Consider the following 25839-nt stretch of genomic DNA (forward strand, 5'->3'; position numbering starts at 1 on the left):
GCGTGAGCCCCGGTATCCGTGTCGGATACCGGGGCTCACGCGTACGCGGGGCGGGGCCTACTGGCCGAACCAGCCGCCGCCCTGGGGCTTGTCCGTCTTCACCGTGACCACCTGGTTGGGCTGGCCCGGCTGACCCGCCTTCGGCTCCTGGTCCTTGATCAGCGCGTTGCCGTCGCCCGGACCGTCGACGTTGAGCTGGAAGCCGGCGGCCGCCAGGATGGCGCGCGCCGCGTCCACGGTCATGCCCGTGACCGGCGGGACGGGCGTCCCGGCCGGCTGCTGCGGGCCCTTGGAGACCTTCAGCGTGATCTGGACGTCCTTCGCCTGCGGGGTGTTGCCCGACGGAGTCATCCCGACGACGGTGCCCGCGGGCTGCTCCGAGTCGACGTCCTGCCGGCCCACGTTCGCGAACCCGAGCGTGGCCAGGTCCGCGGTCGCCTGGTTGACCTCACGGCCGACGACGTCCGGGAGCGTGGTCTGCTTCTTCTTGGACACGGTGATCGTGACCTCGGAGTTCTTCTCCGCCTTCGAGCCGCCGTCCGGGCTCTGGCGCAGCACCTTGCCCGACTCCTGCTCGGACTCCTCCGACTTCACGACGACCTTGAAGCCCTGGCCGCGCAGCCGCTCCTCGGCACGCGACTGGGACTGCTCGACGACATCGGGGACCTCGACCTGCGGGGCGCCCTCGGAGACGATGACGGAGACCGTCTCGCCGACGGCCATCTTCGCGGTCGGCGAGTACGCCGGCTCCTGGCTGCAGATCATGCCCTTCGGCTGGTCGCAGCGCTCCGAACCGCTCTGCTGCACCTTGACCTGCGAGTTCGTGGCGAGTCCGTTCGCGGCGTCCAGCGACTTGCCGACGAGCTGCGGGACCGGCACCTGGTCCGGGGTGTCCTTGGTGTCGAAGAGCGAACGGCCGATGAGGATCGCGCCGACGAGGACGAGGACCCCCGCGACGGCCAGCAGTATCGTCGAGGTGTTCGACTTCTTCTGCTGTCGGCGCCGGTCCGGGCGGTCGTCGTATCCGCCGTATCCGCCGTCGTCCCCGGGCATCGGGGCCATCATCGTGGTCGGAGCGCCCTGGGCGTCCGGGGCCTGGCGCAGCGCCGCCGTCGGCTGGTCCTCCGGCGGGTAACCGCCGTAGCCCGCGCCGTACGCCCCCGCGCCAAGGCCCGCGGCCGCCGCGACCGGCCGGCCGTCGAGGCAGGCCTCGATGTCCGCGCGCATCTCGTCGGCGGACTGGTAGCGGTAGTCGGGGTCCTTGACCAGGGCCTTGAGGACGATGGCGTCCATCTCGGGCGTGATCTCGGCGTCGAAGTTGCTCGGCGGCTGCGGCTCCTCGCGTACGTGCTGGTACGCGACGGCCACCGGCGAGTCGCCGATGAACGGCGGCCGGACCGTCAGCAGTTCGTACAGCAGGCAGCCGGTGGAGTAGAGGTCGGAGCGGGCGTCGACCTGTTCGCCCTTGGCCTGCTCCGGGGAGAGGTACTGGGCGGTGCCGATCACCGCGGCCGTCTGCGTCATGGTCATGCCCGCGTCGCCCATGGCGCGCGCGATGCCGAAGTCCATGACCTTGACCTGGCCGGTGCGGGTCAGCATGACGTTCGCCGGCTTGATGTCACGGTGCACGATGCCGGCGCGGTGCGAGTACTCCAGCGCCTGGAGGATGCCGACGGTCATCTCGAGCGTGCGCTCGGGCAGCAGCTTGCGCCCGGAGTGCAGCAGCTCGCGGAGCGTCGACCCGTCGACGTACTCCATCACGATGTACGGGATGGAGACCCCGTCGACGTAGTCCTCGCCGGTGTCGTAGACGGCGACGATCGCCGGGTGGTTGAGGGAGGCGGCGGACTGGGCCTCGCGGCGGAACCGGGCTTGGAAGGACGGGTCACGGGCGAGGTCGACCCGCAACGTCTTCACGGCGACGGTGCGGCCGAGCCGGGTGTCGTGCGCGAGGTACACCTCGGCCATGCCACCACGGCCGAGCACCGAGCCCAGCTCGTACCGGCCGCCGAGGCGACGCGGCTCTTCCATAGGTAATCCAGCCCTCTCCGTCTGTCCCGACCGCACCCGTGTGTGGTCCGGCGGTGTGTGCTGTTCGCGCATACGCTACCGGCCGCGGGGTGGCGCTTCGCCCGTAGACGGGCACCTGATACCCGACCGGTACACGCCCCGGCCCGCTCCCCGGAGGATTCCGGAACGGAACCTTCCCAGGTCGCGGCCCGTGTCGTGGTCCGCGGTCCGGTCCGGCGGGCCGTACGCCGTAACGTCGGTCACGATCCGGGCCGGAAGGTCCGGACTTTCCGAAAGGTCCGGAAAGTCCGGAAGGCCGGAACGTCAGCTTCCGCTCTTCACGACCGCCTTCATCACGGCCTTGGCGATCGGCGCCGCCAGACCGCCACCGGTGATGTCCTCACGGTTCGTGCCTTCCGAGTCCTCGACGATCACGGCGACCGCGACCGGGGAACCCTGAGCGCTCTTGGCGTACGCGATGAACCACGCGTACGGCCGCTTGGAGTTCTGCTCGCCGTGCTGCGCCGTACCCGTCTTGCCGCCGACCTTCATCCCGGGCATCCCCAGATCGGCGTTGGTGCCGGTACCGGTGCTGACGACGTTCTCCATCATCTGCTGGATCAGCTGGGCGTTCTTCTGCGAGACCGGGCGGCTCATCTCCTCCGGCTCGGTCTTCTTGATCAGCTCGGTGCTCGGCGCGCGCAGCTCGTCCACCATGTACGGCTTCATCAGCTTGCCGTCGTTGGCGATCGCGGCCGTCACCATGGCCATCTGCAGCGGGGTGGTCGCCGTGTTGAACTGGCCGATCGACGAGAGCGCGTTACCGCCGCGGTCGGCCTTCTTGTCGTACACCGAGGCCTCGGCGCGGACCGGCATGAACTGCTGCTCGTTGAAGCCGAACTTCTCGGCCGTCTCCACCATCTTGTCCCGGCCGACATCGTCGCCGAGCTTCGCGAACACCGAGTTGCAGGAGACCCGCAGCGCCTCGTTGAGGCTGGCGTTGGCGCAGCCGTTCGCGTGGTTCACCATCGGCTTGGTGGACAGCGGGATCTTCCAGCCCTCGGGCGTGTCGGTCGCCGCGTTGATGTCGGTGATCTTGCCGCTCTCCAGCGCCGCCGCGGCCGTCACGACCTTGAAGACGGAACCGGGCGGGTAGATCTCGCGCAGCGCGCGGTTCAGCTTGGGCTTGTTCTTGTCCTGCTCCAGCGCCTGCCAGGCCTTGGCGTCCTTGTCGTGGTAGCCGGAGAAGGAACCCGGGTCGTACGACGGGGTGGAGGCGAGCGCGAGGACCTTGCCGGTCGACGGTTCGAGGGCGACGACCGCGCCCGTCTTGGAGCCGAGGCCCTTGAAGGCGGCCTTCTGCGCGGCCGCGTTCAGGGTGGTGACGACGTCGCCGCCGCGCTTCTTCTCCCCGGTGAACATCGACAGGGTGCGGTCGAAGAAGAGCCGGTCGTCGTTGCCGGTGAGGATGCCGTCCTCGATCTTCTCGATCTGGCTGGCGTCGAAGGCCTGCGAGGCGTAGCCCGTCACCGGCGCCCACATCGGGCCGTCCACGTACGTCCGCTTGAACTGGTAGTACGTGTCGCCCGAGTTGGCGGAGCCGGTGATCGGCTTGCCGTTGACGATGATGTTGCCCCGCTCGCTGGCGTACCGCTCGATCTGCACCCGCTTGTTCTTCGGGTGCGCGTTCAGCTCGTCGGCGCGGACGTACTGGAGCCAGTTGTCCCGTACGAGAAGGGCGAGGACCAGCAGGCCGCAGAAGATCGCGACCCGGCGCAGCGGCTTGTTCACGGACGGACCACCTGGGTCATCTCGGCGTCGGGGTTCGGGGCGGGGGACGGCGCGGGGCGGCGCGCGGTGTCGCTGATACGGATGAGGATGCCGATCAGCGCCCAGTTGGCGATCACGGACGAACCACCGTAGGCGAGGAACGGCATCGTCATACCGGTCAGCGGGATGAGGCCCATCACACCGCCGGCGACGACGAAGACCTGGAGGGCGAACGCGCCCGACAGACCCATCGCGAGGAGCTTGCCGAACGGGTCGCGGGCCGCGAGGGAGGTGCGGACGCCGCGCTCGATGATCAGGCCGTACAGCAGCAGGAAGACCATGACGCCGGCCAGACCGAGCTCCTCGCCGACGGTGGCGAAGATGAAGTCGGAGTTGGCGGCGAAGCCGATGAGGTCGGAATTGCCCTCGCCCAGGCCGGTGCCGAGGATGCCGCCGGAGCCGAAGGACATCAGAACCTGCGTCATCTGGTCGCAGGCATAGGCCATGTTGGACCCCTCGGGGGCCGTCTTCAGGCACTCGAACGGGTCGATCCAGGCCGCGACACGGGACTGCACGTGGCTCGCCGTCGAGCCGACGGCCACGGCGCCCGCCACGGCCATCAGCAGACCCATGACGATCCAGCTGGTCCGCTCGGTCGCCACGTACAGCATGATCACGAACATGCCGAAGAAGAGCAGCGACGTACCGAGGTCGTTCTCGAAGACCAGGATGAGAAGGCTGACCGCCCAGATCGTGAGGATCGGACCGAGGTCACGGCCACGCGGCAGGTAGAGCCCCATGAAGCGGCGGCTGGCGAGGGCGAGCGCGTCGCGCTTCACCATCAGGTAGCCGGAGAAGAAGACCGCGAGGACCAGCTTGGCGAACTCGCCGGGCTGGATGGAGAAACCGCCGACGCGGATCCAGATCTTGGCGCCGAAGACGTCCGCGCCGAGGCCCGGGACGAGTGGCAGCAGCAGCAGGACGAGCGCCGCGACCATGGAGATGTACGTGTAGCGCTGGAGGACGCGGTGGTCCTTCAGGAGCAGCAGCACGCCCACGAGCATGGCGATGCCGATGGCCGAGTACATCATCTGGTTGGGCGCGGACGGGTTGAAGGTGCCGTACGAGCGCTTCGCCAGGTCGATCAGCCGCGGCGACTGGTCGAGCCGCCAGATCAGCACCAGGCCCATGCCGTTGAGCAGCGTCGCGAGCGGCAGCAGCAGCGGGTCCGCGTACGGGGCCCACTTGCGCACCACGAGATGCGCCACGCCCGCGAGGAGAGTGAGGCCGGCTCCGTAGCCGAGCATGCCGGCCGGTACCTTGCCGTCGATCGCCAGACCGACGTTCAGGTACGCGAACACCGGGATGACGACGGCGAAGGCGAGCAGCACCAGCTCGGTGTTGCGCCGGCTCGGCGCCTCGATGGCGCCGATGGTGGTCGTGTTGGTGACAACGCTCATGGTGGTGAAAGGCCCCCTACGGGTCTGCGGGTCTGCTTACTGCTTGCCGCAGTTCGAGGCCAGCTTCTGCTCCTCCGCGGACAGGGTCGGTCCCGGGGACGGCGTGGCCGCCTTGGACTTGTCGTCGCCGGTCGGCGGCTTGGGGCTCGCGTTCTCCGCGGTGTCCGCCGCCGCCTTGCGGCGCTGCTCGGTCTTCTTGCAGGCCGACGCCTGGAGCGACAGCTCGGCGATCCGCGTCTGAGCCTTGCCGAGGGTCCCGCCCGCGATGGTCTTCTCGACCTGCTTGCGCTGGTACGCGGGCAGGTACTTGAGTTCGATCTCGGGGTGGTCGCTCTCGACCTCCGACAGCTTCACCCAGCCCAGCTCCTGGCTGATGCCCTGGTACAGCGCCACATGGTCGTCCTTCGACCCCACGTAGTACTGCGTCTGCGTCCAGCGGTATCCGCCGTACAGACCGCCGCCGACGACGGCGAGGGCGAGCACGAGGAAGAACGAGCGCGTGAACCAGGTGCGGGCGGCCGAGCGCGGCTTGACGAAGTCCTCGTCCGTGTACGAATCGAACGAGCCCTGCGGGGGCATCCCGCCGTAGCCGTGGTCGTCGCCGCTGCCGGGCGGGCCGAAGCCGCCGGCCGGGGGCTGCTGGTGCGCCGGCCGGCCGAGCCCGGAGGCGCGGCCCGCGGGCGTGTGCATGGCGCCGCCGTCGTGCAGCTGCTGCTGGTTCTCGGCGACGGCACCCACGATGACCGGGGTGTCGCTGCTGAAGTGTCCGGAGAGGGTGTCACCGGCGTCGACATCGAAGACGTCGGCGATGATCACCGTGATGTTGTCGGGGCCGCCGCCGCGCAGCGCGAGCTGGATCAGCTCCTGCACGGTCTCCTGCGGGCCGTGGTAGCCCGCGAGCGTCTCCTCGAGGGTCTGGTGCGACACGACGCCGGACAGGCCGTCGGAGCAGACCAGATACCGGTCGCCGGACCGCACCTCACGGATCGACAGATCCGGTTCGACGTGGTCGCCGGTGCCGACCGCGCGCATCAGCAGCGAACGCTGCGGGTGCGTGGTGGCCTCCTCCTCGGTGATCCGGCCCTCGTCGACGAGCCGCTGCACCCAGGTGTGGTCCTGCGTGATCTGGGTGAGCACGCCGTCGCGCAGCAGGTACGCGCGCGAGTCGCCGACGTGCACGAGACCGAGGCGCTGACCGGTCCACAGCAGGGCGGTGAGCGTGGTGCCCATGCCCTCCAGCTGGGGGTCCTCCTCGATCATCATCCGCAGCTGGTCGTGGGCGCGGACCACCGCGGTGCCGAGCGAGGTGAGGATGTCGGAGCCGGGGACGTCGTCGTCGAGCGTCACCAGCGTCGAGATCACCTCGGACGAGGCGACCTCGCCGGCGGCCTGGCCGCCCATGCCGTCGGCGATCGCGAGCAGCCGGGGACCGGCGTAACCGGAGTCCTCGTTGCCCTCGCGGATCATGCCCTTGTGCGAGCCCGCGGCGAAACGCAGTGAAAGACTCATGCCCACCTGCCCTGTCGGCGCCGCCTGGGGGTGCCGCCGGTCTCGAGCCACACTGCCCACCCTCCGGTCGGGAGTCCGTGCCCGCCCTGGCCCGCTGCCCGGGCTGCCGCGCGCACGGCGATCCGGCCCGTCGGCAGGACCCTCCGGGCGCGCTCGCTCCGCTCGCACTTATTCATGATGTCGCACTACTTCCGCAGCTCGATGACGGTCTTGCCGATGCGGATCGGCGCGCCCAGCGGAATCGGTGTGGCGGTGGTGAGACGGGTCCGGTCGAGATACGTGCCGTTCGTGGACCCGAGGTCCTCGACGATCCACTGACCGTCCCGGTCCGGATAGATCCGGGCGTGCCGGCTGGAGGCGTAGTCGTCGTCCAGCACGATCGTCGAGTCATGGGCCCGGCCCAGCGTGATGGTCTGCCCCTGGAGGGCGACCGTCGTGCCGGTGAGGGTGCCCTCGGAGACGACGAGTTTGGTCGGGGCGCCGCGGCGCTGCCGCCCGCCCCCCGCGTTCTGCTGGGCACCCCGTTGCTGCGGGGGCGCGGCCTGGCGGCCGGCCTGTTGCGGCCGTGCCTCCTGGCGGCGGGAACCGCGCTGGGTGACCCGCGTGCCGAACAGGTCGCTACGAATGACCTGGACGGCCACGATGACGAACAGCCACAGAACGGCCAGGAAACCCAGCCGCATGACCGTCAGGGTCAGCTCTGACATTGCCCCCGCTTCACCCTTCGGCTTGCCGGTAAACGATGGTGGTGCTGCCCACGACGATCCGCGAGCCGTCGCGGAGCGTAGCGTGGGTCGTGTGTTGCCCGTCCACCACGATGCCGTTGGTGGACCCGAGATCCGCGATCGTCGAGGGCGTTCCGGTCCGGATCTCGCAGTGCCGGCGGGAAACGCCGGGATCGTCGATCCTCACGTCCGCGTCGGTGCTGCGGCCGAGGACCAGGGTCGGGCGAGAAATCTGGTGCCTGGTGCCGTTGATCTCGATCCAGCGCCGCGGCTGGCCGCCGCCGCCCGTGGTGGGGGACGGCGGACGGTGCGCGGGCATGGCCGGGGCGCCGGGCGGCGGGGAAGCCGGCATCGGCGGCGCGGCGGGAGACCGGGGCGGGTAGCCGTAGCCGCCGGGCGGCTGCTGCTGGCCGGCGGGAGGCTGCTGCTGCGAGGTGCTCGACGCGAGGGTGCGGCTGCGCACCCGGTACAGCCCGGTGTCGAGGTCGCCGGCCTTCTCCAGGTGGACCTTGATCGGTCCCATGAAGGTGTAGCGCTGCTGCTTGGCGTAATCCCTGACCAGGCCGGCGAGCTCGTCGCCGAGCTGGCCCGAGTAGGGGCTGAGGCGCTCGTAGTCCGGCGCGCTCAGCTCCACGATGAAGTCGTTGGGGACGACGGTCCGCTCGCGGTTCCAGATCGTCGCGTTGTTGTCGCACTCGCGCTGGAGCGCGCCGGCGATCTCTACGGGCTGGACCTCGGACTTGAACACCTTCGCGAAGGTGCCGTTGACCAGACCTTCGAGTCGCTGCTCGAACCTCTTCATGACTCCCATGGGGCACCTCCTCCGGCGCTGTCGTCCTGGTACTGCTTACTGATCGTATCCACGCGTCGGGAAATCGGCTGGTTCCCCTTCTCTGCCCTGTGGACGAGTGTCACCTCTCTCACAGACCTTCCGCAGACTTCGCAGACTTCGGCGGGCCTTCCCCACGGATCGTAGAGGGGGCCTGCGGACAGTGTCCCGCACCGGGGCCCCGAGCAGGAGGGCTCCCCGCACGTCGGCTGTCTCACCTTTCCCCGTACGCCGTCCCCTTCCTCCCGGTCCGCCGGCGGGCCGCTGTCGCTTCTTCCCTGCTTCTCCCCGTTTCCTCCCCCGGGACGCTCGGCCTCTCTCTCCGGTTTCCCCTGATTTCCGCCAGGGGCGTCCCTGACCTCCCCCTGACTCGTCCTCGCCTCCGGCTCTGTATTGATCCGTTGCGATCGGTCGTGATCCGTGACGTGATCCGTGTCGTGTCCCGGGCCTGCGGAGGCTCCGGGAGGGGGTCCGGACAACGGATGTGAATCCACCGCCTCCGACGTGCTAATCTTCAGATGTCGCCAGGCAAACGAACCGAAAGGTGAGGGAGCCGGGAGACCACCCAATGCGCGGGTGGCGGAATAGGCAGACGCGCTGGATTCAGGTTCCAGTGCCCGAAAGGGCGTGGGGGTTCAACTCCCCCCTCGCGCACAGATGAAGCGGTCGGCATCGTGAGATGCTGACCGCTTCTCGTTTTCCCGGACGTTCTCTTCCCGGAGCCGGGATGTCGTTTTCCCGCGGCGGGGGTGGCCGGCGGAGGGAGCCGGGCAGGCTCCCTCCGGACGTGGTGTCACTCGGCGGCGGAGCCCAGGGCGAGGCCGATGCGTTCGCCGTCCCAGCCGCCGGTGGGGGTGCTCCAGATGACGTGGACGTGGAAGACGTCGCGCAGCGTGCCCACGGACCAGGTCTCGGCGGGCGGTTCGGGCAGGACCAGGAAGAGCCGGTCGGCCGGGGCGGGCAGGGTGTGGTTGATCTCGAGCAGCCGGGTCGCGCCGGCGCGCAGGTCGGCGTACGTGGCGTGGCCGGCGCCGAGCGCCTCGTACAGGAAGAGGCCGTGCGGAGTGACGCAACTGACGTCGACGATCGCGGAGTCGGAGGGCTGGAGGTCGGCCCAGAGCAGGGAGGCCTTCAGGGCGTGGCGGACCGCCTCGTGCTTCTTGAAGGTGCGGTCGGTGCCGGCCGCCGTCTCCAGCAGGCCGAGGAGGCCCGCTTCGATGGTCGGCGTGGCCGCGGTGGCGGGTGTGGCGGGTGTGGCCGTCGTGGCAGGTGCGGCCGGGGAGGTGCCCGCGGTGGTCATGTCTGCGTTGTCCTTCTGCTCGGGGGCCGCGTCGTCGGGTGTCGTCGGGTCCGCCGCGGCGGCGGTACGGGCCTGAAGGGCGCGGCGCGCGTCGGCGAGGGGCGCCGCCCAGCCGGAGGCCGCCAGGTCCGCCGCGAGGCGGCCCGCGTCGAACGTGCCGTCCTTGAGGGCGCGGTTGGCCGTCGCGGCGAGGTCGCGCAGGGCGTTCAGGTCGTCCCGGTCGGGGTCGCCGAGCAGGTGCAGGACGTCGACCCAGTCGGCCTGGTCGCGGCGCAGGACGCGGTTGGCCATGCCCTGGAGTTCGGAGAGACGGCCGCGGGCGTCGGTCACCTCGCCCGCCGGGCCGGCCCCGTCGCTGTGCGCGGTGGGTGCGGTGGGCGTGGTGGGTGCGGTGGGCGTGGTGGGCGTGGTGGGCGCGGCGAGTTCGTCGAGGACGCCGAGTGCCTCGGCGTAGCGGCCCGCCATCCGTTCCGAGACGGGTGACCGGCCGCGCTGGTCGGCGGTGAGCACGGTCTGGTTCGACTCGTTGGCGAAGACCCAGCAGTCCAGCCGCTCGCCCCGGCGTGGCGGTACGGAGCCGTGGCGGACGGTGAGGACCAGGGGCCGGTCGAGGACGGGGGACAGCGGCCTGACCTTGTAGCGGCCGCCGGGGGCCCGGTCGACGACCTCGACCCGGATGTCCGTGCCGATGCGCGGAAGCCGTCCGGTCGGGTCTTCGGCCGGGTTCTCGGCCTGGCCCTCGGGTGCGGTCGGTGTCGGGGGCTCCGGGGGCTCCGGGGGTTCCACGGGGCGGGTCAGGGCCTCGGGGAGCGGGGCGGTGTGCAGGACGGTCAGGCTCTGGGTGCTGCGGGTGAGGGCCACGTACAGCTGGCGCAGTCCGGCCGGGCCGCGGTCGGCGATGGTGGCGGGTTCGACGACCAGGACGTGGTCGTACTCCATGCCCTTGGCCTGGGCGGCGGCGAGTACGGACACGGCCTCGCGGTGCCGTTCGCCGATGCCCTCGTCCTCGTCGATCCTGCGGGTGATGGCGTCCAGCCAGTCCGAGTCGTCGGGGACGATGACGGCGACGGACCGCGGGGTGCTGCCGTCGCTGGTGCCGACCAGGCGGGACACCTGGGCGACGGTGTCGTCGAGGAGCTTCCACGGCCCGGTCTCCAGCGTCCGTACGGCGTCCTCGCCCGCTTCCCGTACGGCCTGCGGGTAGGGCAGGCCGGGCGCGACGGCGTGCGCGAGCGGGGCGACGAACTCCATGATCTCGGCGGGGACGCGGTAGCTGGTGTGGAGTTCGGCCACGCGCCAGTCGCCGTCGTCGGACAGGAGCGCTCCGGTGCGGTCCCAACTCGCCGGGAGGTGAGGCCCGGTGGCCTGCGCCAGGTCGCCGAGCACCGTCATGGAGCCGCCCACCGCGCAGCGCCGGCGCAGGGCGCGGGCCTGCATGGGGGTGAGGTCCTGGGCCTCGTCGATCACGATGTGCCCGTAACGGCGCGGGGTGTCGCCGCTGACGAGGACGCGGAGTTCTTCGAGGCAGACGCGGTCGTCGAGGGTCCACGGGTCGGCGTCGGCGCTGGCGGCACGGGGACGCAGCAGGGCGGCCTGCTCGGTGTCGTCGAGGAGGCCGTCGGCGCAGGCGCGCAGGAGGTCGGGCGAGTCGTAGAGGGTGCGCAGGGCCTCGCGGGGACCGGGGGACGGCCAGACGCGTTCGACGAGGCGCTCGACCCGGCGGTTGCGTTCCAGGTCGCGGCGGATGGTGCCGGTCTGCCCGCGCCGGGGCGCGATCTCGGCGAGTTCCTGGAGGAGGCGGTCGACGAGGAGGCCGCGGAAGCGGTCGCGGCGTTCCCGGTAGGGGCCGTCGCCGCCGTGGGCCTGGTCGAGGAGGGCGAGGACCGCGGAGCGGGGGACGCGCAGGGTGGTGCTGCCGGCGGTGACGACGACGGCGGGTTCGTCGCCCTCGAAGGCGGGCGCGACGGTGAGGTCGTCGAGGGCTTCGGGCCGGTAGTCGTGTTCGACGCGGCGGCGCAGGACGGCCGCCATGCGGTCGTCGGACTTCACGATCCGGGCCCGCGGGGAGTCCGTGCCGCGGATCTCGCCCTCCCACAGGCGGTCCAGCTGGACGGTGTTGACGTCCCGGGTGCCGAGGGTGGGCAGGACCTGGCCGACGTAGTCGAGGAACCGCTGGTGGGGCCCGATGACGAGGATGTCCTGCGCCTTGAAGTGCGCGTTGTCGACGAGCCAGGTCACGCGGTGCAGGCCGACCGCGGACTTTCCGGTGCCGGGGCCGCCCTGGACGACGAGGATGTCCGCGGGGGAGCCGGTGACCAGGTCCATCTGGTCGCGGCGGATGGTCTCGACGATGTCGCGCATCCGGCCGCTGCGGGAGCGCTGGAGTTCGCGCAGCAGGAAGTCGTCGGGCTGGAGCGGCCGTTGGCGAACGCGTACGCGCCGGGCCAGGTCGCCGGGGGTCGGTACGGGGGTGGGTTCGGGTGCGGGCGTGGGCGCCGAGGGGGCGGGCGTGCGCGGTTTCGCGTGGGCCGGGGCGGGGACGGGCGCCTCGCCGGGACTCTCCGTACGGTCGCGGGTGTCGTCGTCGGACCGGCGGGGCTCGGGTACGGACGGCATGGAGGGCATGTCCGGTACGGGCGGCAGGTCCGGCACGGAGGGGTTGGCGGGTACGGCTCGGGCTGACGCGATCTCGTCGAAGTAGCCCTCGACGAGGCGCTGGACGCAGCGCAGCCGGCGTCGCAGGACCACCTCGCCCGGGCTCTCGGGCCGGGCCTCCGTCCACTTCTTCGCGAGCGGGCTGGTCCACAGCAGGACCACCGGCTCGTGCGCGGCGTCGTGCACGCTGCGGCGGCCGACGTACCAGGGGCGGGGTTCGGCTCCGGGTTCCTCGGGCGCGTCCACGCGCGCGAAGACGAGGGATTCGTCGCCGAGTCCCCCGTAGGCGGCGGCGCGTGCCTCCTGCGCGGCCCGGTTGGCGATGCCGTCCTTGCCGCTCGCCGAGGCACCGGCCGCCGAACTCCCGCTCAGTTCGGCCAGTTTCGCGGTGTAGCAGTCGTACGCGTGGTCCACCGCCCGCTGCTCGACGGCGAGGACCTCGTCCCGTGTGGTGGCGCCCATGTACGTCGTCCTCCCTGCAGCGCCGGAGGGCGGCTGCCCCGGGCCCGTGCACGTACCCCGCTGAAACAACTATCAGAGAGCGGATGGTGACGAACAGTCAGCACAACAGTTCTCGGGAACGGAGGGGGAGGTGCGGCGGAGGGAGGTGGCGGGAGGCGGTGCGTCTACGCCTCGGGGAGGGTGGTGTCGTCCGCCGAGTTGTAGCGCAGCAGGTAGGCGGCGAACGCGGCGAGGTCCTCGGCCGGCCAGTCCTTGAGGCGCTCCTCGTAGGCGGCGAGCCGGCTGGCCTGGGTCGAGGCGAAGACCTGGCTGCCCGCCTCGGTGGGGTGGAGCACCTGGACGCGGTGGTCGTCCGGGTCGGGCCGGCGTTCGATCAGGCCGAGCTTCTCCAGGCTCGCGATCTGGCGGCTGACCGTGGACTTGTCGAGCAGGTAGTGGGTCGCGAGGTCGGTGGCGCGGCAGCCCTTCCGGTCGTCGATGTGGGCCAGGATCGTGTACGAGACCAGGGGGAGCCCCGGGTGCAGCCGGGCCGCCGTGGCCCGGGCGCGGCGGGCGAAGGCCGTGAGTTCCCGCTGGATGGTGTCGAGGGAGACGTCCCGCGCGCCGGTGCTCATGGTGGCTCCTTGGTGCCGGGGGGCGGGGTGAGCGGCCGCTCCACCCATTTGGTTGTATAGTACAACGGATATTAAGTTGTAAAAGCCAACTATAGGAGGTTCGGGTGTCCACAGGACCGACTCCCCAGGGAGCGGTGCGCCACGTCCTCGGCCATCTGCTCACCCCGTTGCTGATGTGTCTCGGCATGGGGCTCGCCTACCTCGGTGCCTTCCACGCCCCGGACCCCCACGACCTGCGCGTCGACATCGTCGGCTCCGGGCCGCAGGCCCAGGTCCTCGCCCAGACCCTCCAGGACAAGGGCGCCGGCGCGCTCGACGTACGCACCGTCCCCGACCGCGCCGCCGCCACCACCGCGCTGCGCGAGCAGTCGAGCTTCGGCGCCTACCTGCCCGCCGGGCACGGCGGCGCCCCGGAACTCCTCGTGGCCTCCGCCGGCTCCGGCACCAGCGCCACGGCCGTCGAGACGGTCTTCACGCAGGTCGCCGCCGAGCAGGGCGAACCGCTGAAGGTCACCGACGTCGCCCCGGTCTCCTCGGGCGACCCCACCGGCCAGGGCATCTTCTTCCTGCTCGTCACCCTGAGCATCGGCTCCTACGCCTCGGTCGCCGTCATCGGCGGTGCCGGAGGCGTCCTGCCCATGCGGATCAGGGCCCTGCTCGCCGCGGGCATGTCCCTCGTCGTCAGCGTCGTCGGCACCGTCCTCGCCGGGCCCGTCTTCCACCTCGTCGACCACGGGCTCGCCGGGGTGTGGGCCATGTCCTGGATGTACTGCGCGGGCATCCTGATGATCGGCATCGGACTGCACACCTACCTCAAGCGCTGGACCACGCTCGGCGTGATGGTGCTGTTCGTGATGCTGAACTTCACCAGCTCCGGCGGCATCTACCGGCCGGAGCTCCAGCCCGGCTTCTTCGGCTCCCTGCACGCCTGGTGGAACGGCGCCGGCTTCGTCGAAGGCGTCCGCGGCCACGTCTACCTCGACGGCCACGGGCTCGGCGGCAACCTCCTCGTCCTGGCCCTGTGGGCCGTCGCCGGACTCGGCCTCACCTGCGTCGCCGCCCGGACCGAGGCGCGCCGCCGGGCCGCCGCGGTCCCGGAGGCCGGGAGTGCCGTGGTGGCCTCGGGAACGGTCGCCGGAGCGACTGCCGGAGTGACCCCCGGAGTGACCTCCGAAGTGACCGCCGGGGTGACTGCCGCCTCGGCCGCCGAAGCCGCCGAGGCGGAGGAGGAGATGGAGGAGACGGTCGCCGTCTGAGGCGGCTCCGCTCGTTGTCCACAGGCGGTTATCCACAGGGGAAGACGGGGTGCGGGCACCGGCTGTACCGTCTGGACCAGTCGCCGAAGACGATCACGTCGGGGCGGCGGACGACGGGCGAACGACGGGGGAGGACGTCCCATGGGCGACACCATGACGGCGGTACCGACAACGGTGCCGGGGCCGCGCGCGCAGACCCGCACGACGGGTGACGGCGGGCCGGTCCGCGTCCCGCACGTCCCGGGGTTCGCCCGGCGCGTCGAGGGCGCGGCCGGCACCGCGGCCGGTGCCTCCGCCAAGCAGCGGGGCAAGGCGCTGCGGGAGCGGGTCCCCCGCTCCGCGCACGCCACCCTGCTCCCCGTCGCCGGGCGCCTCGGCGCCGTCGGCGCCGTCGAGGAGTCCAGCCGGGACCGGGTGCCCGAGCTGACCCCGCTCCGCGTCGGACGCATGGCGGCCGGACCCTTCGCGTTCCTGCGCGGATCCGCCGGCCTCATGGCCCACGACCTCACCGGCTCCCCCGTCACGGGCGTCCCCGCCCAGATCTGCGGCGACGCCCACGCCGCCAACTTCGGGATCTACGGAGACGCCAGCGGGCGTCTCGTCATCGATCTCAACGACTTCGACGAGACCGTCGTCGGCCCCTGGGAATGGGACCTCAAGCGGCTCGCCACCTCCCTCGTCCTCGCCGGCCGCGAAGCCGGCGCCGACGAGGACACCTGTCGGGCCGCCGCCTTCGACACCGTCGGCGCCTACCGGCGCACCATGCGCCTGCTCGCCCGGCTCCCCGTCCACGACGCGTGGAACGCCATCGCCGACGAGGAACTCGTCTCCCACACCGACGCCCGCGATCTCGTCGGCACTCTCGAACGCGTCCAGGCCAAGGCCCGCAAGAACACCAGCGCCCGCTTCGCGGCCCGGTCCACCGAGGCCGTCGCCGAGGCGGAGGGCGGCGGCAGGCGCTTCGCCGACGCACCGCCCGTGCTGCGGCGCGTCGGCGACGCGGAGGCGGCCGCCGTCGCCACGGCCCTGGGCCCGTACCTGGAGACGCTCTCCGAGGACCGGCTGCCGCTCCTCGCCCGCTACGCCATCCACGATGTCGCGTTCCGCGTCGTCGGCACCGGCAGCGTGGGCACCCGCTCGTATGTGGTGCTGCTGCTCGACCACCGGGGCGAGCCGCTCGTCCTCCAGGTCAAGGAGGCCCGGCCGTCCGCCCTGCTGCCCCACCTGCCGGCCGTCGGCTTCACGGTGCCGGACGCCGGGCATGAGGGGCGGCGCGTGGTCCTCGGACAGAAGCGGATGCAGGTCGTCAGCGATCTGCTGCTCGGCTGGACGACGGTCCAGGGCCGCGACTTCCAGGTACGGCAGTTCCGCAACCGCAAGGGCAGCGTGGACCCGAACGCCCTGACCGCCGACCAGTTCGACGACTACGGCCGCATGACCGGTGCCCTGCTGGCCCGTGCCCACGCCCACAGCGCGGACCCGCGCCTGATAGCCGGCTACTGCGGCAAGAACGAGGAACTCGACGACGCCGTCGCGTCCTTCGCCGTCACCTACGCGGACCGGACCACCGCGGACCACGCCGACATGCTGGCGGCCATACGGACCGGCCGCATAGCCGCCGAGACCGGAGTCTGACGACGGCCGACGGGCGCCCCGGGCGCCCCGGACGGGCCTGCCGACGATGGTCGCGCGACCGTTCCGGCGCGCGGTCGGGCGGTGGTCGCGCGACCGGTCGGGCGGGTGGTGTGCGGTGCCTGACGCCCACGGACGCTGCGCCGCGCCTGCCACCCGGCTGGCCTCTGCCGCAGACGGCTCGGCAGGGGTGTCCGGCGACGGCGCTCCGCGCGCGGTGGCACGGCGGGGACGTTCCGTGCCGCGGTCCCGTGCTGTCGTCCCGCGTGGCGGTCCGGCACCGGGCGAACGAGCTTCACGAAAAATCGGGGGGAGGGGGAGGGAGGGGAGGGGGGAGGGCCCCCGAAAAGGGCCGTAGGGTGGTCCGGACGAGCCGGATCGAGAACGTGGGCAGGCGTGGACGTGAGCGTGGACCAGGGCGTGAGTGGCGAGTCCGACGAGCGGCCCGAGGCACGGCTGGAGAAGGCCGTACGGGTGGCCGAGCAGGCCCTGATCGAGTTCGAGATCGCGGTCGAGACCTTCCGGGTCGAGGTGGAGAACTTCTCCCGGCTGCACCACCAGCGGCTCGGCCCCGTGTACGCGCGCCTCGACGAGCTGGACGCCCGGATCGCCGAGGCCACGGCGGCCCGCACCGGGGACCCGGAGGACCTGCGGCGGGCGCAGGAGGCGCGCGCCGCCGCGGCGCCGCTGCCCGGCGTCGAGGAACTCCTCCACGAGTGGATCGACTCCGAGGGCCTGTCCGAGGAAGCCGCCGCGATGCTCACCGACCGCCCGGTGCAGCCCCCGAAGCGGGTCCGGCCGTCCGACGAGGTCCGCAAGCTGTACCGCGACCTGGTGCGGCAGGCCCACCCGGACCTCGCGAGGGACGAGACCGAGCGCCGCCGGCGCGAGGAGTTCGTCACCCGCGTCAACGCGGCCTACGCGCGCGGCGACGAGAACCAGCTGCGCGCCCTGACCGAGGAGTGGGCGGCCGGCCCCGTGCCGGAGATGCGGCTCAGCGAGAGCGAGGAGCTGTACGCGCGCCTCGAGTGGCTGTCCGAGCGCAAGGAGATGCTGTCGCGGGTGGCGCGCGAGCTGGAGGAAAGCGGCATCGGCGCCATGCTGCGGATGGCGCCCGACGACCCGGACCGGCTCCTCGAAGAGATCGCCGAGCAGCTGCGGGCCCAGGTCGCCGAGCGCGAGGCGGAGCTCGCCGGGCTCGTGCAGTAGGTTCGTGACCAGTGCGCCCGTGAGCGGCGCGACGTTGCCGAGGGAAGGCCTGGACCATGAATTTCGCCCCGCTGCCGTCGGTCGACGCGGCCTCCGTTCCGGCCGACGCCCTCGTGCTGGACGTCCGTGAGGACGACGAGTGGGCGGCCGGTCACGTCGAGGGCGCGCTGCACGTGCCGATGAGCGACTTCGTGGCCCGCTTCGACGTGGTGAGCAAGGCGGTGGGCGACGGCCGCAGGGCGTACGTGGTGTGCCGGTCCGGCCGCCGGTCCGCGCAGGTCACGCAGTACCTGGTCGGCCAGGGCATCGACGCCGTGAACGTGGACGGCGGCATGCAGGCCTGGGACGGTGCCGGGCGCCCGATGGTGACGGACGGCGGCAGCCCCGCACAGGTGCTGTAGCGGCTTTCGGCCCTTCGTGGGCCGGTCAGGCGAAGGGGTGGGCGGCCAGGAGGTCGCCCAGTTCCTCCTCGTGCCGTGCGGCCGGGCCGAGGGACAGTTCGAGGTACTTGGCCCAGGCGTGGTAGCGGTGCAGCACGTAGTCGGTGTCGGCGCCGAAGCCGCCGTGCAGGTGCTGGGCGGTCTGGACGACGCGGCGCACCCCTTCCGCCGCCCAGATCTTGGCGACGGCGATGTCCGCGGCGGCGGGCAGCGCGGTGGTGGCGCCGGACGCCAGCCGCCAGGCGGCCTGCCAGAGGGTGACGTCCATGGCGCGCAGATCGATGTAGCGGTCGGCTGTCTGGACGGCGACGGCCTGGAACGTGGCCACGGGATGCCCGAACTGCTCGCGTCGGCCCGTGTATTCGCTGGTCATCGCGAGGACCTGTTCGCCGAGTCCGAGGGCGAGGGCGCAGGTTCCGGTGGCGAGGAGGCCGTGCAGCCAGGACCAGGCGCCGTCGGTGTCGATGACGTCGTCGGGGCCGAGCCGGACATCGGTGAGGCGGAGGTCGGCGAGCAGTTCGCCGTGGGTGCCGTACTGGTCGGCCAGGGTGAGTCCGGTGTGGTCGCCGGGCACCAGGGCGACGACGGTACGGCCGTCTGGGGTGTGCGCGGGGACGGCGATGCGGTCCGCCCGGTGGGCCCAGGGAACGGCGCTGGTGTGCCCGTCGAGCGTCCAGCCGGTGGTGTCGCGGCGGGCGGTGACGGCGAGTGGTGCCGGGTCGTGGCCGGTACGGCCGTGGGCGGCGGCGGTGAGGACGAGTTCGCCGCGCGCGACGCGGGGCAGCAGGTCGGCGGCGGTCGCGGCCGGGCCGTACCGCTGGAGGGTGAGGGCGACCGCGCCGGTCTCCAGCAGGGGGACGCGGGCGAGCGCCCGCGCGGATGCGCGCAGCACGATGCAGAGCGCGATGGGGTCGAGGCCCGAGCCGCCGTGGGCGGGGTCGACGACGAGGCCCAGCAGGTCGGTGGCGGCGAGGTGGGCCCACAGGGCACGGTCGAGGTCGTCGGCGACGGCGCCCGGTGTGAGAGCGGGGCTGGGTACGGCGTCGGGGGCGATGTCGGCGAAGACGGCCTGGGCCGTTTCGGCGGCGGCCTGTTGTTCTTCGGTGAAGGTGAAGTCCACTGTCCTGCCCTTCCCTTGGCTGCCCCGGCTCGGGATCCGGCTGATCCGACGGAATCGGATCTGACGGATCGTCAAGATAGGGCAGCCGCAGGCGGAAGGGAATGGGCGGGCAGGCGCGGCGGTGGTCGGCCGGCGGCCGGTCAGCGGTCGAAGTCGAGCTCGACGTCCGGGGTGGCGGGGTGGGACTGGCAGGCCAGGACGTAGCCGGCCTCGGTCTCCTCGGGCTCCAGGGCGAAGTTGCGGTCCATCCGTACCTCGCCGGAGACGAGGAAGGCGCGGCAGGTGCCGCAGACGCCGCCCTTGCAGGCGTACGGGGCGTCCGCCCGAGCGCGCAGCACCGTTTCGAGCAGCGTTTCGCCTTGCTGGACGGGCCAGTTGCCGGACCGGCCGTGCAGGGTGGCGGTCAGCGTGGCGTCGGCGGGGGCGTTCGCCGCGGGGGCCGGGGCGGGGGCCGAGCCGTCGTCGACGTGGAAGATCTCCTGGTGGACCCGGGAGCGGTCGACGCCGAGGTCGCGCAGGGCCTGCTCGGCGCTCTGGACGAGGCCGAACGGGCCGCACAGGAACCAGCCGTCGATCGCGTCGACGGGCAGCAACGCGGGCAGCAGGTCGGTGAGCCGTGCGTGGTCGAGCCGTCCGGAGGGGAGCCCGGCCTGCTGTTCCTCGCGGGAGAGCGCGGTGACGAGCTGGAAGCGGTCGGGGAAGCGGTCCTTCAGCTCCGCGACCTCGTCCAGGAACATCGTGGAGGCCGCGGTGCGGTCGCTGCGGACGAGGCAGAAGCGGGCCTCGGGTTCGCGGGCGAGCAGGGTGGCGGCCATCGAGAGCACCGGGGTGATGCCGCTGCCGCCGACCACGGCCGCGAAGTGTCCGGGGCGCGGGGCGAGGACGAAGCGGCCGGTGGGTTCCATGACGTCGACGGTGTCGCCGACGGTGAGTTCCTTGAGCGCGTACGTGGAGAACTCGCCGCCGTCGACCAGCCGGATGCCGACCTTCAGGGCCGGGGGCTCGCCGTCGGCGGGGGCCGGGGCGCAGATCGAGTAGGTACGCCGGATCTCCTCGCCGTGCTGTCCGGAGCGGCGCAGGGCGAGGTGCTGTCCGGGGGTGTGGCGGTAGGCGTCGCTCAGCTCGGGCGGGACGGTGAAGGTCACGGCCACGGAGTCGTCGGTGAGCTGCTCGATCTCGCTCACCCGGAGCGGATGGAATCCGGCCCGTCCGGTGCTGGGGGTCGGCATCTACAACTCCTTGAAGTGGTCGAACGGTTCACGGCAGGCGGCGCAGCGGCGCAGCGCCTTGCACGCGGTGGAGGAGAAGCGGCTGAGGAGTTCGGTGTCGGTGGAGCCGCAGTGGGGGCAGCGGATGGCGAGGGTGAGCGGGACGGGTCCGCCGGCCGGGCCCTGGGGCCGGGGCGGGGCGATGCCGAACTCGGCGAGTTTGCGGCGGCCTTCCTCGCTGATGTCGTCCGTGGACCAGGCGGGGGTGAGGACGGTGACGACGGAAACCTCGGGTATGCCGTGCTCGTGGAGGGCGTGCTCGATGTCGGCGGACATCGCCTCGACGGCCGGGCAGCCGGTGTACGTCGGGGTGAGGTCGACCTGGACCCGGCCGGGGCCCTTGAGGTGCACGCCGCGCACGACGCCGAGGTCGGCGAGGGTGAGGACGGGCAGCTCGGGGTCGGGGACGGCGCCGGCGATCCGGGCCAGCTCCGCTTCGAGTGCGGTCGGGGCGATGGCGGGGTCGTGGGCGGTGGTCACCAGGACGCTCCGGGGTGACTGCGGTGCAGGTGCTGCATTTCGGCGAGCAGGCGGCCGAACGGTTCGGTGTGCAGTCCCTGGCGGCCGGCGCCCGCGCTCCAGGCGCCGGTGCGGGCGCCGGTGGGCACGGTGAGCGTGGCCCGTTCGAGGACGGCGCCGACCGAGTCGAGCCAGGCGCGCTCCATCGCCTCGGTGTCGAGGGCGAGGCCGTCGAGCGGCTGGAACAGCTCGCCCGTGTAGCGCCACAGGGCGTCGCAGGCCCGCTGCATCCGGTGGTGGCTCTCGTCGGTGCCGTCGCCGAGGCGCAGGGTCCAGTGTTCGGCGTGGTCCTGGTGGTAGGCCACTTCCTTGACGGCCTTGGCGGCGAGTCCGGCGAAGGGGCTGTCGCCCGCGGCCAGTTCGGCGTAGAGCAGCCGCTGGTAGGTGGAGAAGTACAGCTGCCGGGCGATGGTGTGGGCGAAGTCGCCGTTGGGCTGCTCGACGAGCTGGCAGTTGCGGAAGGCGCGCTCCTCGCGGAGGTAGGCCAGTTCGTCCTCGTCGCCGACGAGGGAGAGCAGGACGCGGGCCTGGCCGAGGAGGTCGAGCGCGATGTTGGCGAGGGCGACCTCCTCTTCGAGGACGGGGGCGTTGCCCGCCCATTCGCCCAGGCGCTGGGCGAGGACGAGGGCGTCGTCGCCGAGGGGGAGCGCGGCGGCCGGGACGGAGGGCGCGTCGGTGGTGGTGGCGAGTCCGGGACTGGTCACAGGTGCTTCACCCCGTCCGGGATCTCGTAGAAGGTGGGGTGCCGGTAGGCCTTGTCGGCGGCGGGCTCGAAGAAGGGGTCCTTCTCGTCCGGGGAGGAGGCGGTGACGGCGCTGGAGGGGACGACCCAGATCGACACGCCTTCGCTGCGGCGGGTGTAGAGGTCGCGGGCGTTGCGCAGGGCCATCTCCGCGTCGGGCGCGTGGAGGCTGCCGGCGTGGGTGTGGGACAGTCCGCGGCGCGAGCGCACGAACACCTCCCACAGCGGCCATCCGTCGGTGGTCATGCCCGTGCCTCCCCGTTCTCGTGCGCGTTCGTGTGCTGCTGGTGCTTGCCGGCGTACGCCGCGGCGGCGTCTCTGACCCACGCGCCGTCCTCGTGGGCCTGGCGCCGCGTGGTCAGCCGCTGGTCGTTGCAGGGCCCGTTGCCCTTGAGGACGTCCCAGAACTCGTCCCAGTCGATGGGGCCGAAGTCGTAGTGCCCGCGCTCCTCGTTCCACTTCAGGTCGGGGTCGGGGAGGGTGAGGCCGAGGGACTCGGCCTGCGGGGCGGCGATGTCGACGAAACGCTGCCGCAGCTCGTCGTTGGAGTGCCGCTTGATCTTCCAGGCCATGGCCTGCGCGGAGTGGGTGGACGCGTCGTCCGCCGGACCGAACATCATCAGGGAGGGCCACCACCAGCGGTCCACCGCGTCCTGGGCCATGGCGTGCTGGGCCTCGGTGCCGCGGGAGAGGGCGAGCAGCGCCTCGTATCCCTGGCGCTGGTGGAAGGACTCCTCCTTGCAGACCCGGACCATCGCGCGGGCGTACGGCCCGTAGGAGCAGCGGCACAGGGGGACCTGGTTGGTGATCGCGGCGCCGTCCACGAGCCAGCCGATGGCGCCGACGTCGGCCCAGGTCAGCGTCGGGTAGTTGAAGATCGACGAGTACTTCTGGCGGCCGGAGTGGAGCTTGTCGAGCAGCTCGTCGCGGCTGGTGCCGAGGGTCTCGGCGGCGCTGTACAGATACAGGCCGTGTCCGGCCTCGTCCTGCACCTTGGCCATGAGGATCGCCTTGCGCCGCAGGGAGGGCGCGCGGGTGATCCAGTTGGCCTCCGGCTGCATGCCGATGATCTCGGAGTGGGCGTGCTGGGCGATCTGGCGGATCAGACCCGTGCGATACGCGTCGGGCATCCAGTCGCGCGGCTCGATGCGCTCGTCGGTGGCGATGGCGGCGTCGAACACCGCCTCCAAGGCGGCCTGGGGCACCTCTGCCCCCTCCGTCGCCGTCGTCTCTGCCGTACCTGCGGTCATCGGACCCCCTACCGACCGATCGTTCGGTTGAATGACTTCAATGGTCGTTCGGGGGCCCGTATGGTGTCAACCTCTGTGGATAACTCCTTGGGCCGAGTGGGGAACGGGGCGCGATGGGCGCGTACGACAACGACGCTGACGACGCTGCGGCTGCCGGGAAAGCGGCGGCGGACACGGAATCGGGCCCGCCCGGTCCGGACGGTGTGCCCGAGCAGACGACCGCCGCCGCTCAGGCGCCGCCCAAGCCACCGGAGCCGCCCGTACTCCCACCGCCCGCGCCTGCTCCCGCTTCCGAGCAGGCCGCTCCGGCCGGACGCCGGGGCCCCGGGATCGCCGGGCTCTCGACGCGGTACCAGGTCGTCGCCGCCGTCGCCCTCGCCGTTGTCGGCGTCTTCGGCTGCGTCCACCTCGCGATGGTCTTCCTGCACGTCGCGCCCTTGAACACGCTCACCAAGCAGCACGGGACGGCCGTGGACGACTGGATCTACCCCGAGCTGGAACAGAACTGGAAGCTCTTCGCTCCCAACCCGCTCCAGCAGAACATCGCCGTCGAGGCCCGCGCCCAGATCCGCGGCGCGGACGGCACCCGCCGCACCACCGGCTGGATCGGCCTCACCGCCCAAGACACCGAGCGGATCCGCGGCAACATCGTCCCCAGCCACACCGAGCAGAACGAACTGCGCCGTGCCTGGGAGTTCTTCCTCAACTTCCACACCGAGGACCAGCTCCCGAACGGCCTGCGCGGCGAGCTGTCCGAGGGCTATCTGCGACGGATCGTGATCTCCCGCCTCGACGAGCGGGAACTCGGCGGCACCGTCCAGAAGATCCAGGTGCGCTCGGTGACCCGGGCCGTCCCCGCCCCCGCGTGGAGCACCGAGAAGATCGACACCCGCCCCGTCCACCGCACCTACCGATGGTGGTCGATCACCGACGCCGACCGGCCCGCCTTCGCCGCCGAAGCCGGGGCGGAAGCCGGCACCGGCACCGGAACCTCCACCGCCCGGACGGAGACCGCCGCCCGATGAGCCACCCGTCCGCTCCCCCGTCCCCCGCCCCCGCGCCCGCGCCCCGCCGGTCCGCCGACCGCCGTCTCGCCGCCGCCGTCCAGAAGGTCACCGCGCACGCCCTCGGCCCGTACCAGACGGCGGTCATCCGGATCGGCTTCTCCCTCACCTGGCTGCTGTTCCTGTTGCGCGAATGGCCGCACCGCCAGGAGCTGTACGGACCCGACAGCCCCTGGTCCTGGGAGATGGGCCGGCGGCTGATCGCCGAGAACCACTCCTTCACCGCGCTCATGTGGTCCGACGGCCGGCTCTGGTTCGAGATCGTCTACGGCCTCGCCGTGCTCTCCGCCGTCCTGCTGCTGCTCGGCTGGCACACCCGCGCCGTCTCGGTGCTCTTCATGGCCGGGGTGCTGTCCCTGCAGAACCGCTCCATCTTCATGGGCGACGGCGGCGACAACGTCGTCCACCTCATGGCGCTCTACCTGGTCTTCACCCGCTGCGGACAGGTCTGGTCGCTCGACGCCCGGCGCGCCGCCCGCACGCGCGCGCGTGCGGCAGCGGAAGGTCTGCCCGAGGAGAGCGTGGGCGGCGGCCCCGTCGGCCCGCTGCTGTGGATCGTGCTCGGCGGCTTCCTGATGGCCGCCACCTGGTTCTCCGACGTCAGCGGCGAGGGCTGGCTGCTGCTCCTGCTCTGGGTGCTGTGGCTGGGCCAGGCACTGTGGTGGCTGGTGGGCCGGTACGCGCCCGGCGAGCCGCGCACCCTGCTCGACGTGATCGCCAACCTGGCCCACAACGCCACCCTCGTCGTGATCATGGCGGAGGTCTGTCTGATCTACGCCACGGCCGGCTGGTACAAGGTCCAGGGCTCGCGCTGGCAGGACGGCACCGCGCTCTACTACCCGCTCCAGCTCGACTACTTCTCCCCCTGGCCCGCCCTCTCCGACCTGATGGGGAGCAGCGGGACGCTGGTGCTCCTGGTGAGCTACGGCACCGTGATCGTCCAGGTCGCCTTCCCGTTCACGCTCTTCCACCGCAGGATCAAGAACGTGCTCCTGGCCATGATGATGCTGGAGCACGCCGGCATCGCCCTGCTGCTCGGGCTGCCGTTCTTCTCGCTCGCGATGATCACCGCGGACGCGGTCTTCCTGCCCACGGTCTTCCTGGTGTGGCTGGGCGGCCGGGTCGCGTGGGGCCGGGACCGGCTGCTGCGGCGCCCGCCTGCCGCGGCGGATGGCGGCGACCCGGGAGACCCGGGACACGCGGACGCGCCGGGCGTCCGGCTGCCGGGGCAGAGCCGTACGGATGAGGGGACCGGACCCGGCCCCCGTACCCTCGTCGGGTGAGCACCACCGAAGAACAGCCGATCCAGTACGACGAGGGCTTCGGCCCCGAGATCGGCGTCGGCCCGCATCCGCGGCCGTGGCCCGAGGGCGAGCGCTACGACCCCGAGCTGCTGGCCGGGGGCGACCGGCGCAACGTCGTCGACCCGTACCGCTACTGGACGCGCGAGGCGATCGTCGAGGACCTGGACACCCGCCGCCACGACTTCCACGTGGCGGTGGAGAACTGGGGCCACGACTTCAACATCGGTTCCGTGGTGCGCACCGCCAACGCCTTCCTGGCGAAGGAGGTGCACATCGTGGGCCGCCGCCGCTGGAACCGGCGCGGGGCGATGGTCACCGACCGCTACCAGCATGTGCGCCACCACGCGGACACGGCGGAGCTGACCGCCTGGGCGGCCGCCGAGGACCTGCCGATCATCGGCATCGACAACCTGCCCGGCGCGGTGCCGCTGGAGCGGACCGTGCTGCCGCGCCGCTGTGTGCTGCTGTTCGGGCAGGAGGGCCCCGGGCTCACCGAGGAGGCCCGCGCGCACGCGTCGATGACCTGCTCGATCGCCCAGTTCGGCTCGACCCGATCGATCAACGCGGGCGCCGCCGCGGCCGTCGCCATGCACGCGTGGGTGCAGCGCTACGCCGACATCCCGGAAGGCCCCGCCGGAGCGTAGCGCCCGCGTACAGGCCCGGAAACGGCGTCGTGCCCCCGGGGAGGCCGGGGGCACGAC

Annotated in this window: 21 protein-coding genes and 1 tRNA gene; 8 read left to right on the plus strand and 14 right to left on the minus strand. The window is 72.0% G+C overall.

Annotation, left to right across the window (positions count from 1 at the left end; genetic code table 11):
• Positions 1 to 57: 57 nt before the first annotated feature.
• From pknB to ABZ693_RS14945, 6 genes are all read right to left on the minus strand, one after another.
• Positions 58 to 2031: a Stk1 family PASTA domain-containing Ser/Thr kinase gene (gene pknB / locus ABZ693_RS14920; RefSeq protein WP_359876476.1), complete on the minus strand. Its 1974-nt coding sequence runs from the start codon at positions 2029 to 2031 to the stop codon at positions 58 to 60.
• 303 nt (positions 2032 to 2334) lie between these two features.
• Positions 2335 to 3801: a peptidoglycan D,D-transpeptidase FtsI family protein gene (locus tag ABZ693_RS14925; protein ID WP_359876478.1), complete on the minus strand. Its 1467-nt coding sequence runs from the start codon at positions 3799 to 3801 to the stop codon at positions 2335 to 2337.
• Positions 3798 to 5240, minus strand: a complete 1443-nt coding sequence (locus tag ABZ693_RS14930; protein WP_359876480.1) for an FtsW/RodA/SpoVE family cell cycle protein — start codon at positions 5238 to 5240, stop codon at positions 3798 to 3800. Before ABZ693_RS14930 ends, ABZ693_RS14925 begins: the two co-directional genes overlap by 4 nt.
• 36 nt (positions 5241 to 5276) lie before the next feature.
• Complete coding sequence (locus ABZ693_RS14935; RefSeq protein ID WP_359876482.1) at positions 5277 to 6749, minus strand: PP2C family protein-serine/threonine phosphatase; 1473 nt, start codon at positions 6747 to 6749, stop codon at positions 5277 to 5279.
• 185 nt (positions 6750 to 6934) lie between these two features.
• Entirely contained in the window at positions 6935 to 7456 is a 522-nt protein-coding gene (locus ABZ693_RS14940; protein ID WP_359876484.1) for an FHA domain-containing protein FhaB/FipA, read from the minus strand.
• Between the two features lie 10 nt (positions 7457 to 7466).
• Positions 7467 to 8285 carry an FHA domain-containing protein gene (locus tag ABZ693_RS14945; protein ID WP_359876486.1) on the minus strand — a complete coding sequence of 273 codons (819 nt, stop codon included), beginning with the start codon at positions 8283 to 8285 and terminating at the stop codon, positions 7467 to 7469.
• Positions 8286 to 8873: 588 nt separating this feature from the next.
• On the opposite strand from ABZ693_RS14945, the gene ABZ693_RS14950 reads away from it, so the two are divergent.
• Positions 8874 to 8957, plus strand: a tRNA-Leu gene (locus ABZ693_RS14950).
• Between the two features lie 139 nt (positions 8958 to 9096).
• Here ABZ693_RS14950 and ABZ693_RS14955 read toward each other — a convergent pair.
• A complete protein-coding gene (locus ABZ693_RS14955; protein WP_359876488.1) occupies positions 9097 to 12720 on the minus strand; it encodes an AAA family ATPase in 3624 nt (1207 codons plus the stop codon).
• A gap of 164 nt (positions 12721 to 12884) precedes the next feature.
• The gene (locus ABZ693_RS14960; RefSeq protein WP_359876490.1) at positions 12885 to 13334 is read right to left on the minus strand and encodes a MarR family winged helix-turn-helix transcriptional regulator; all 450 of its coding nucleotides are present in this window, start codon (positions 13332 to 13334) and stop codon (positions 12885 to 12887) included.
• Between the two features lie 104 nt (positions 13335 to 13438).
• On the opposite strand from ABZ693_RS14960, the gene ABZ693_RS14965 reads away from it, so the two are divergent.
• The 4 genes from ABZ693_RS14965 (at position 13439) to ABZ693_RS14980 (ending at position 17832) form a co-directional block, all read left to right on the plus strand.
• The gene (locus ABZ693_RS14965) at positions 13439 to 14590 is read left to right on the plus strand and encodes an ABC-2 transporter permease (RefSeq protein WP_359876492.1); all 1152 of its coding nucleotides are present in this window, start codon (positions 13439 to 13441) and stop codon (positions 14588 to 14590) included.
• Positions 14591 to 14743: 153 nt separating this feature from the next.
• On the plus strand, positions 14744 to 16225 hold the full coding sequence (locus ABZ693_RS14970; RefSeq protein WP_359876549.1) for a DUF2252 domain-containing protein: 1482 nt from the start codon (positions 14744 to 14746) through the stop codon (positions 16223 to 16225).
• A 393-nt stretch (positions 16226 to 16618) separates the two neighbouring features.
• Entirely contained in the window at positions 16619 to 17431 is an 813-nt protein-coding gene (locus ABZ693_RS14975) for a hypothetical protein (protein ID WP_359876494.1), read from the plus strand.
• Positions 17432 to 17487: 56 nt separating this feature from the next.
• A complete protein-coding gene (locus tag ABZ693_RS14980) occupies positions 17488 to 17832 on the plus strand; it encodes a rhodanese-like domain-containing protein (protein ID WP_359876496.1) in 345 nt (114 codons plus the stop codon).
• Between the two features lie 25 nt (positions 17833 to 17857).
• Here the strand turns inward: ABZ693_RS14980 and ABZ693_RS14985 are convergent, their stop codons facing one another.
• The 6 genes from ABZ693_RS14985 to paaA form a co-directional block, all read right to left on the minus strand.
• Positions 17858 to 18991: an acyl-CoA dehydrogenase family protein gene (locus tag ABZ693_RS14985; RefSeq protein WP_359876498.1), complete on the minus strand. Its 1134-nt coding sequence runs from the start codon at positions 18989 to 18991 to the stop codon at positions 17858 to 17860.
• A gap of 140 nt (positions 18992 to 19131) precedes the next feature.
• Complete coding sequence (locus tag ABZ693_RS14990) at positions 19132 to 20220, minus strand: 2Fe-2S iron-sulfur cluster-binding protein (RefSeq protein WP_359876500.1); 1089 nt, start codon at positions 20218 to 20220, stop codon at positions 19132 to 19134.
• Entirely contained in the window at positions 20221 to 20715 is a 495-nt protein-coding gene (paaD, locus tag ABZ693_RS14995) for a 1,2-phenylacetyl-CoA epoxidase subunit PaaD (protein WP_359876550.1), read from the minus strand.
• A 20-nt stretch (positions 20716 to 20735) separates the two neighbouring features.
• A complete protein-coding gene (gene paaC, locus ABZ693_RS15000; RefSeq protein ID WP_359876502.1) occupies positions 20736 to 21482 on the minus strand; it encodes a 1,2-phenylacetyl-CoA epoxidase subunit PaaC in 747 nt (248 codons plus the stop codon).
• Complete coding sequence (paaB, locus tag ABZ693_RS15005) at positions 21479 to 21766, minus strand: 1,2-phenylacetyl-CoA epoxidase subunit PaaB (protein WP_359876504.1); 288 nt, start codon at positions 21764 to 21766, stop codon at positions 21479 to 21481. Before paaB ends, paaC begins: the two co-directional genes overlap by 4 nt.
• Positions 21763 to 22770 carry a 1,2-phenylacetyl-CoA epoxidase subunit PaaA gene (paaA, locus tag ABZ693_RS15010; protein ID WP_359876506.1) on the minus strand — a complete coding sequence of 336 codons (1008 nt, stop codon included), beginning with the start codon at positions 22768 to 22770 and terminating at the stop codon, positions 21763 to 21765. The genes paaB and paaA overlap by 4 nt, the downstream gene beginning before the upstream one ends.
• Before the next feature lie 203 nt (positions 22771 to 22973).
• Between paaA and ABZ693_RS15015 the strand changes: the two genes are divergently transcribed.
• From ABZ693_RS15015 to ABZ693_RS15025, 3 genes are read left to right on the plus strand one after another with little or no spacing between them, the layout of a single operon-like run.
• Positions 22974 to 23795 carry a DUF5819 family protein gene (locus ABZ693_RS15015; protein WP_359876508.1) on the plus strand — a complete coding sequence of 274 codons (822 nt, stop codon included), beginning with the start codon at positions 22974 to 22976 and terminating at the stop codon, positions 23793 to 23795.
• Entirely contained in the window at positions 23792 to 25117 is a 1326-nt protein-coding gene (locus tag ABZ693_RS15020; protein ID WP_359876510.1) for an HTTM domain-containing protein, read from the plus strand. Before ABZ693_RS15015 ends, ABZ693_RS15020 begins: the two co-directional genes overlap by 4 nt.
• A complete protein-coding gene (locus tag ABZ693_RS15025) occupies positions 25114 to 25782 on the plus strand; it encodes a TrmH family RNA methyltransferase (RefSeq protein ID WP_359876512.1) in 669 nt (222 codons plus the stop codon). Before ABZ693_RS15020 ends, ABZ693_RS15025 begins: the two co-directional genes overlap by 4 nt.
• Positions 25783 to 25839 lie beyond the last annotated feature (57 nt).

Source organism: Streptomyces laurentii (genome assembly GCF_040635425.1).
GTDB lineage: Bacteria > Actinomycetota > Actinomycetes > Streptomycetales > Streptomycetaceae > Streptomyces > Streptomyces laurentii.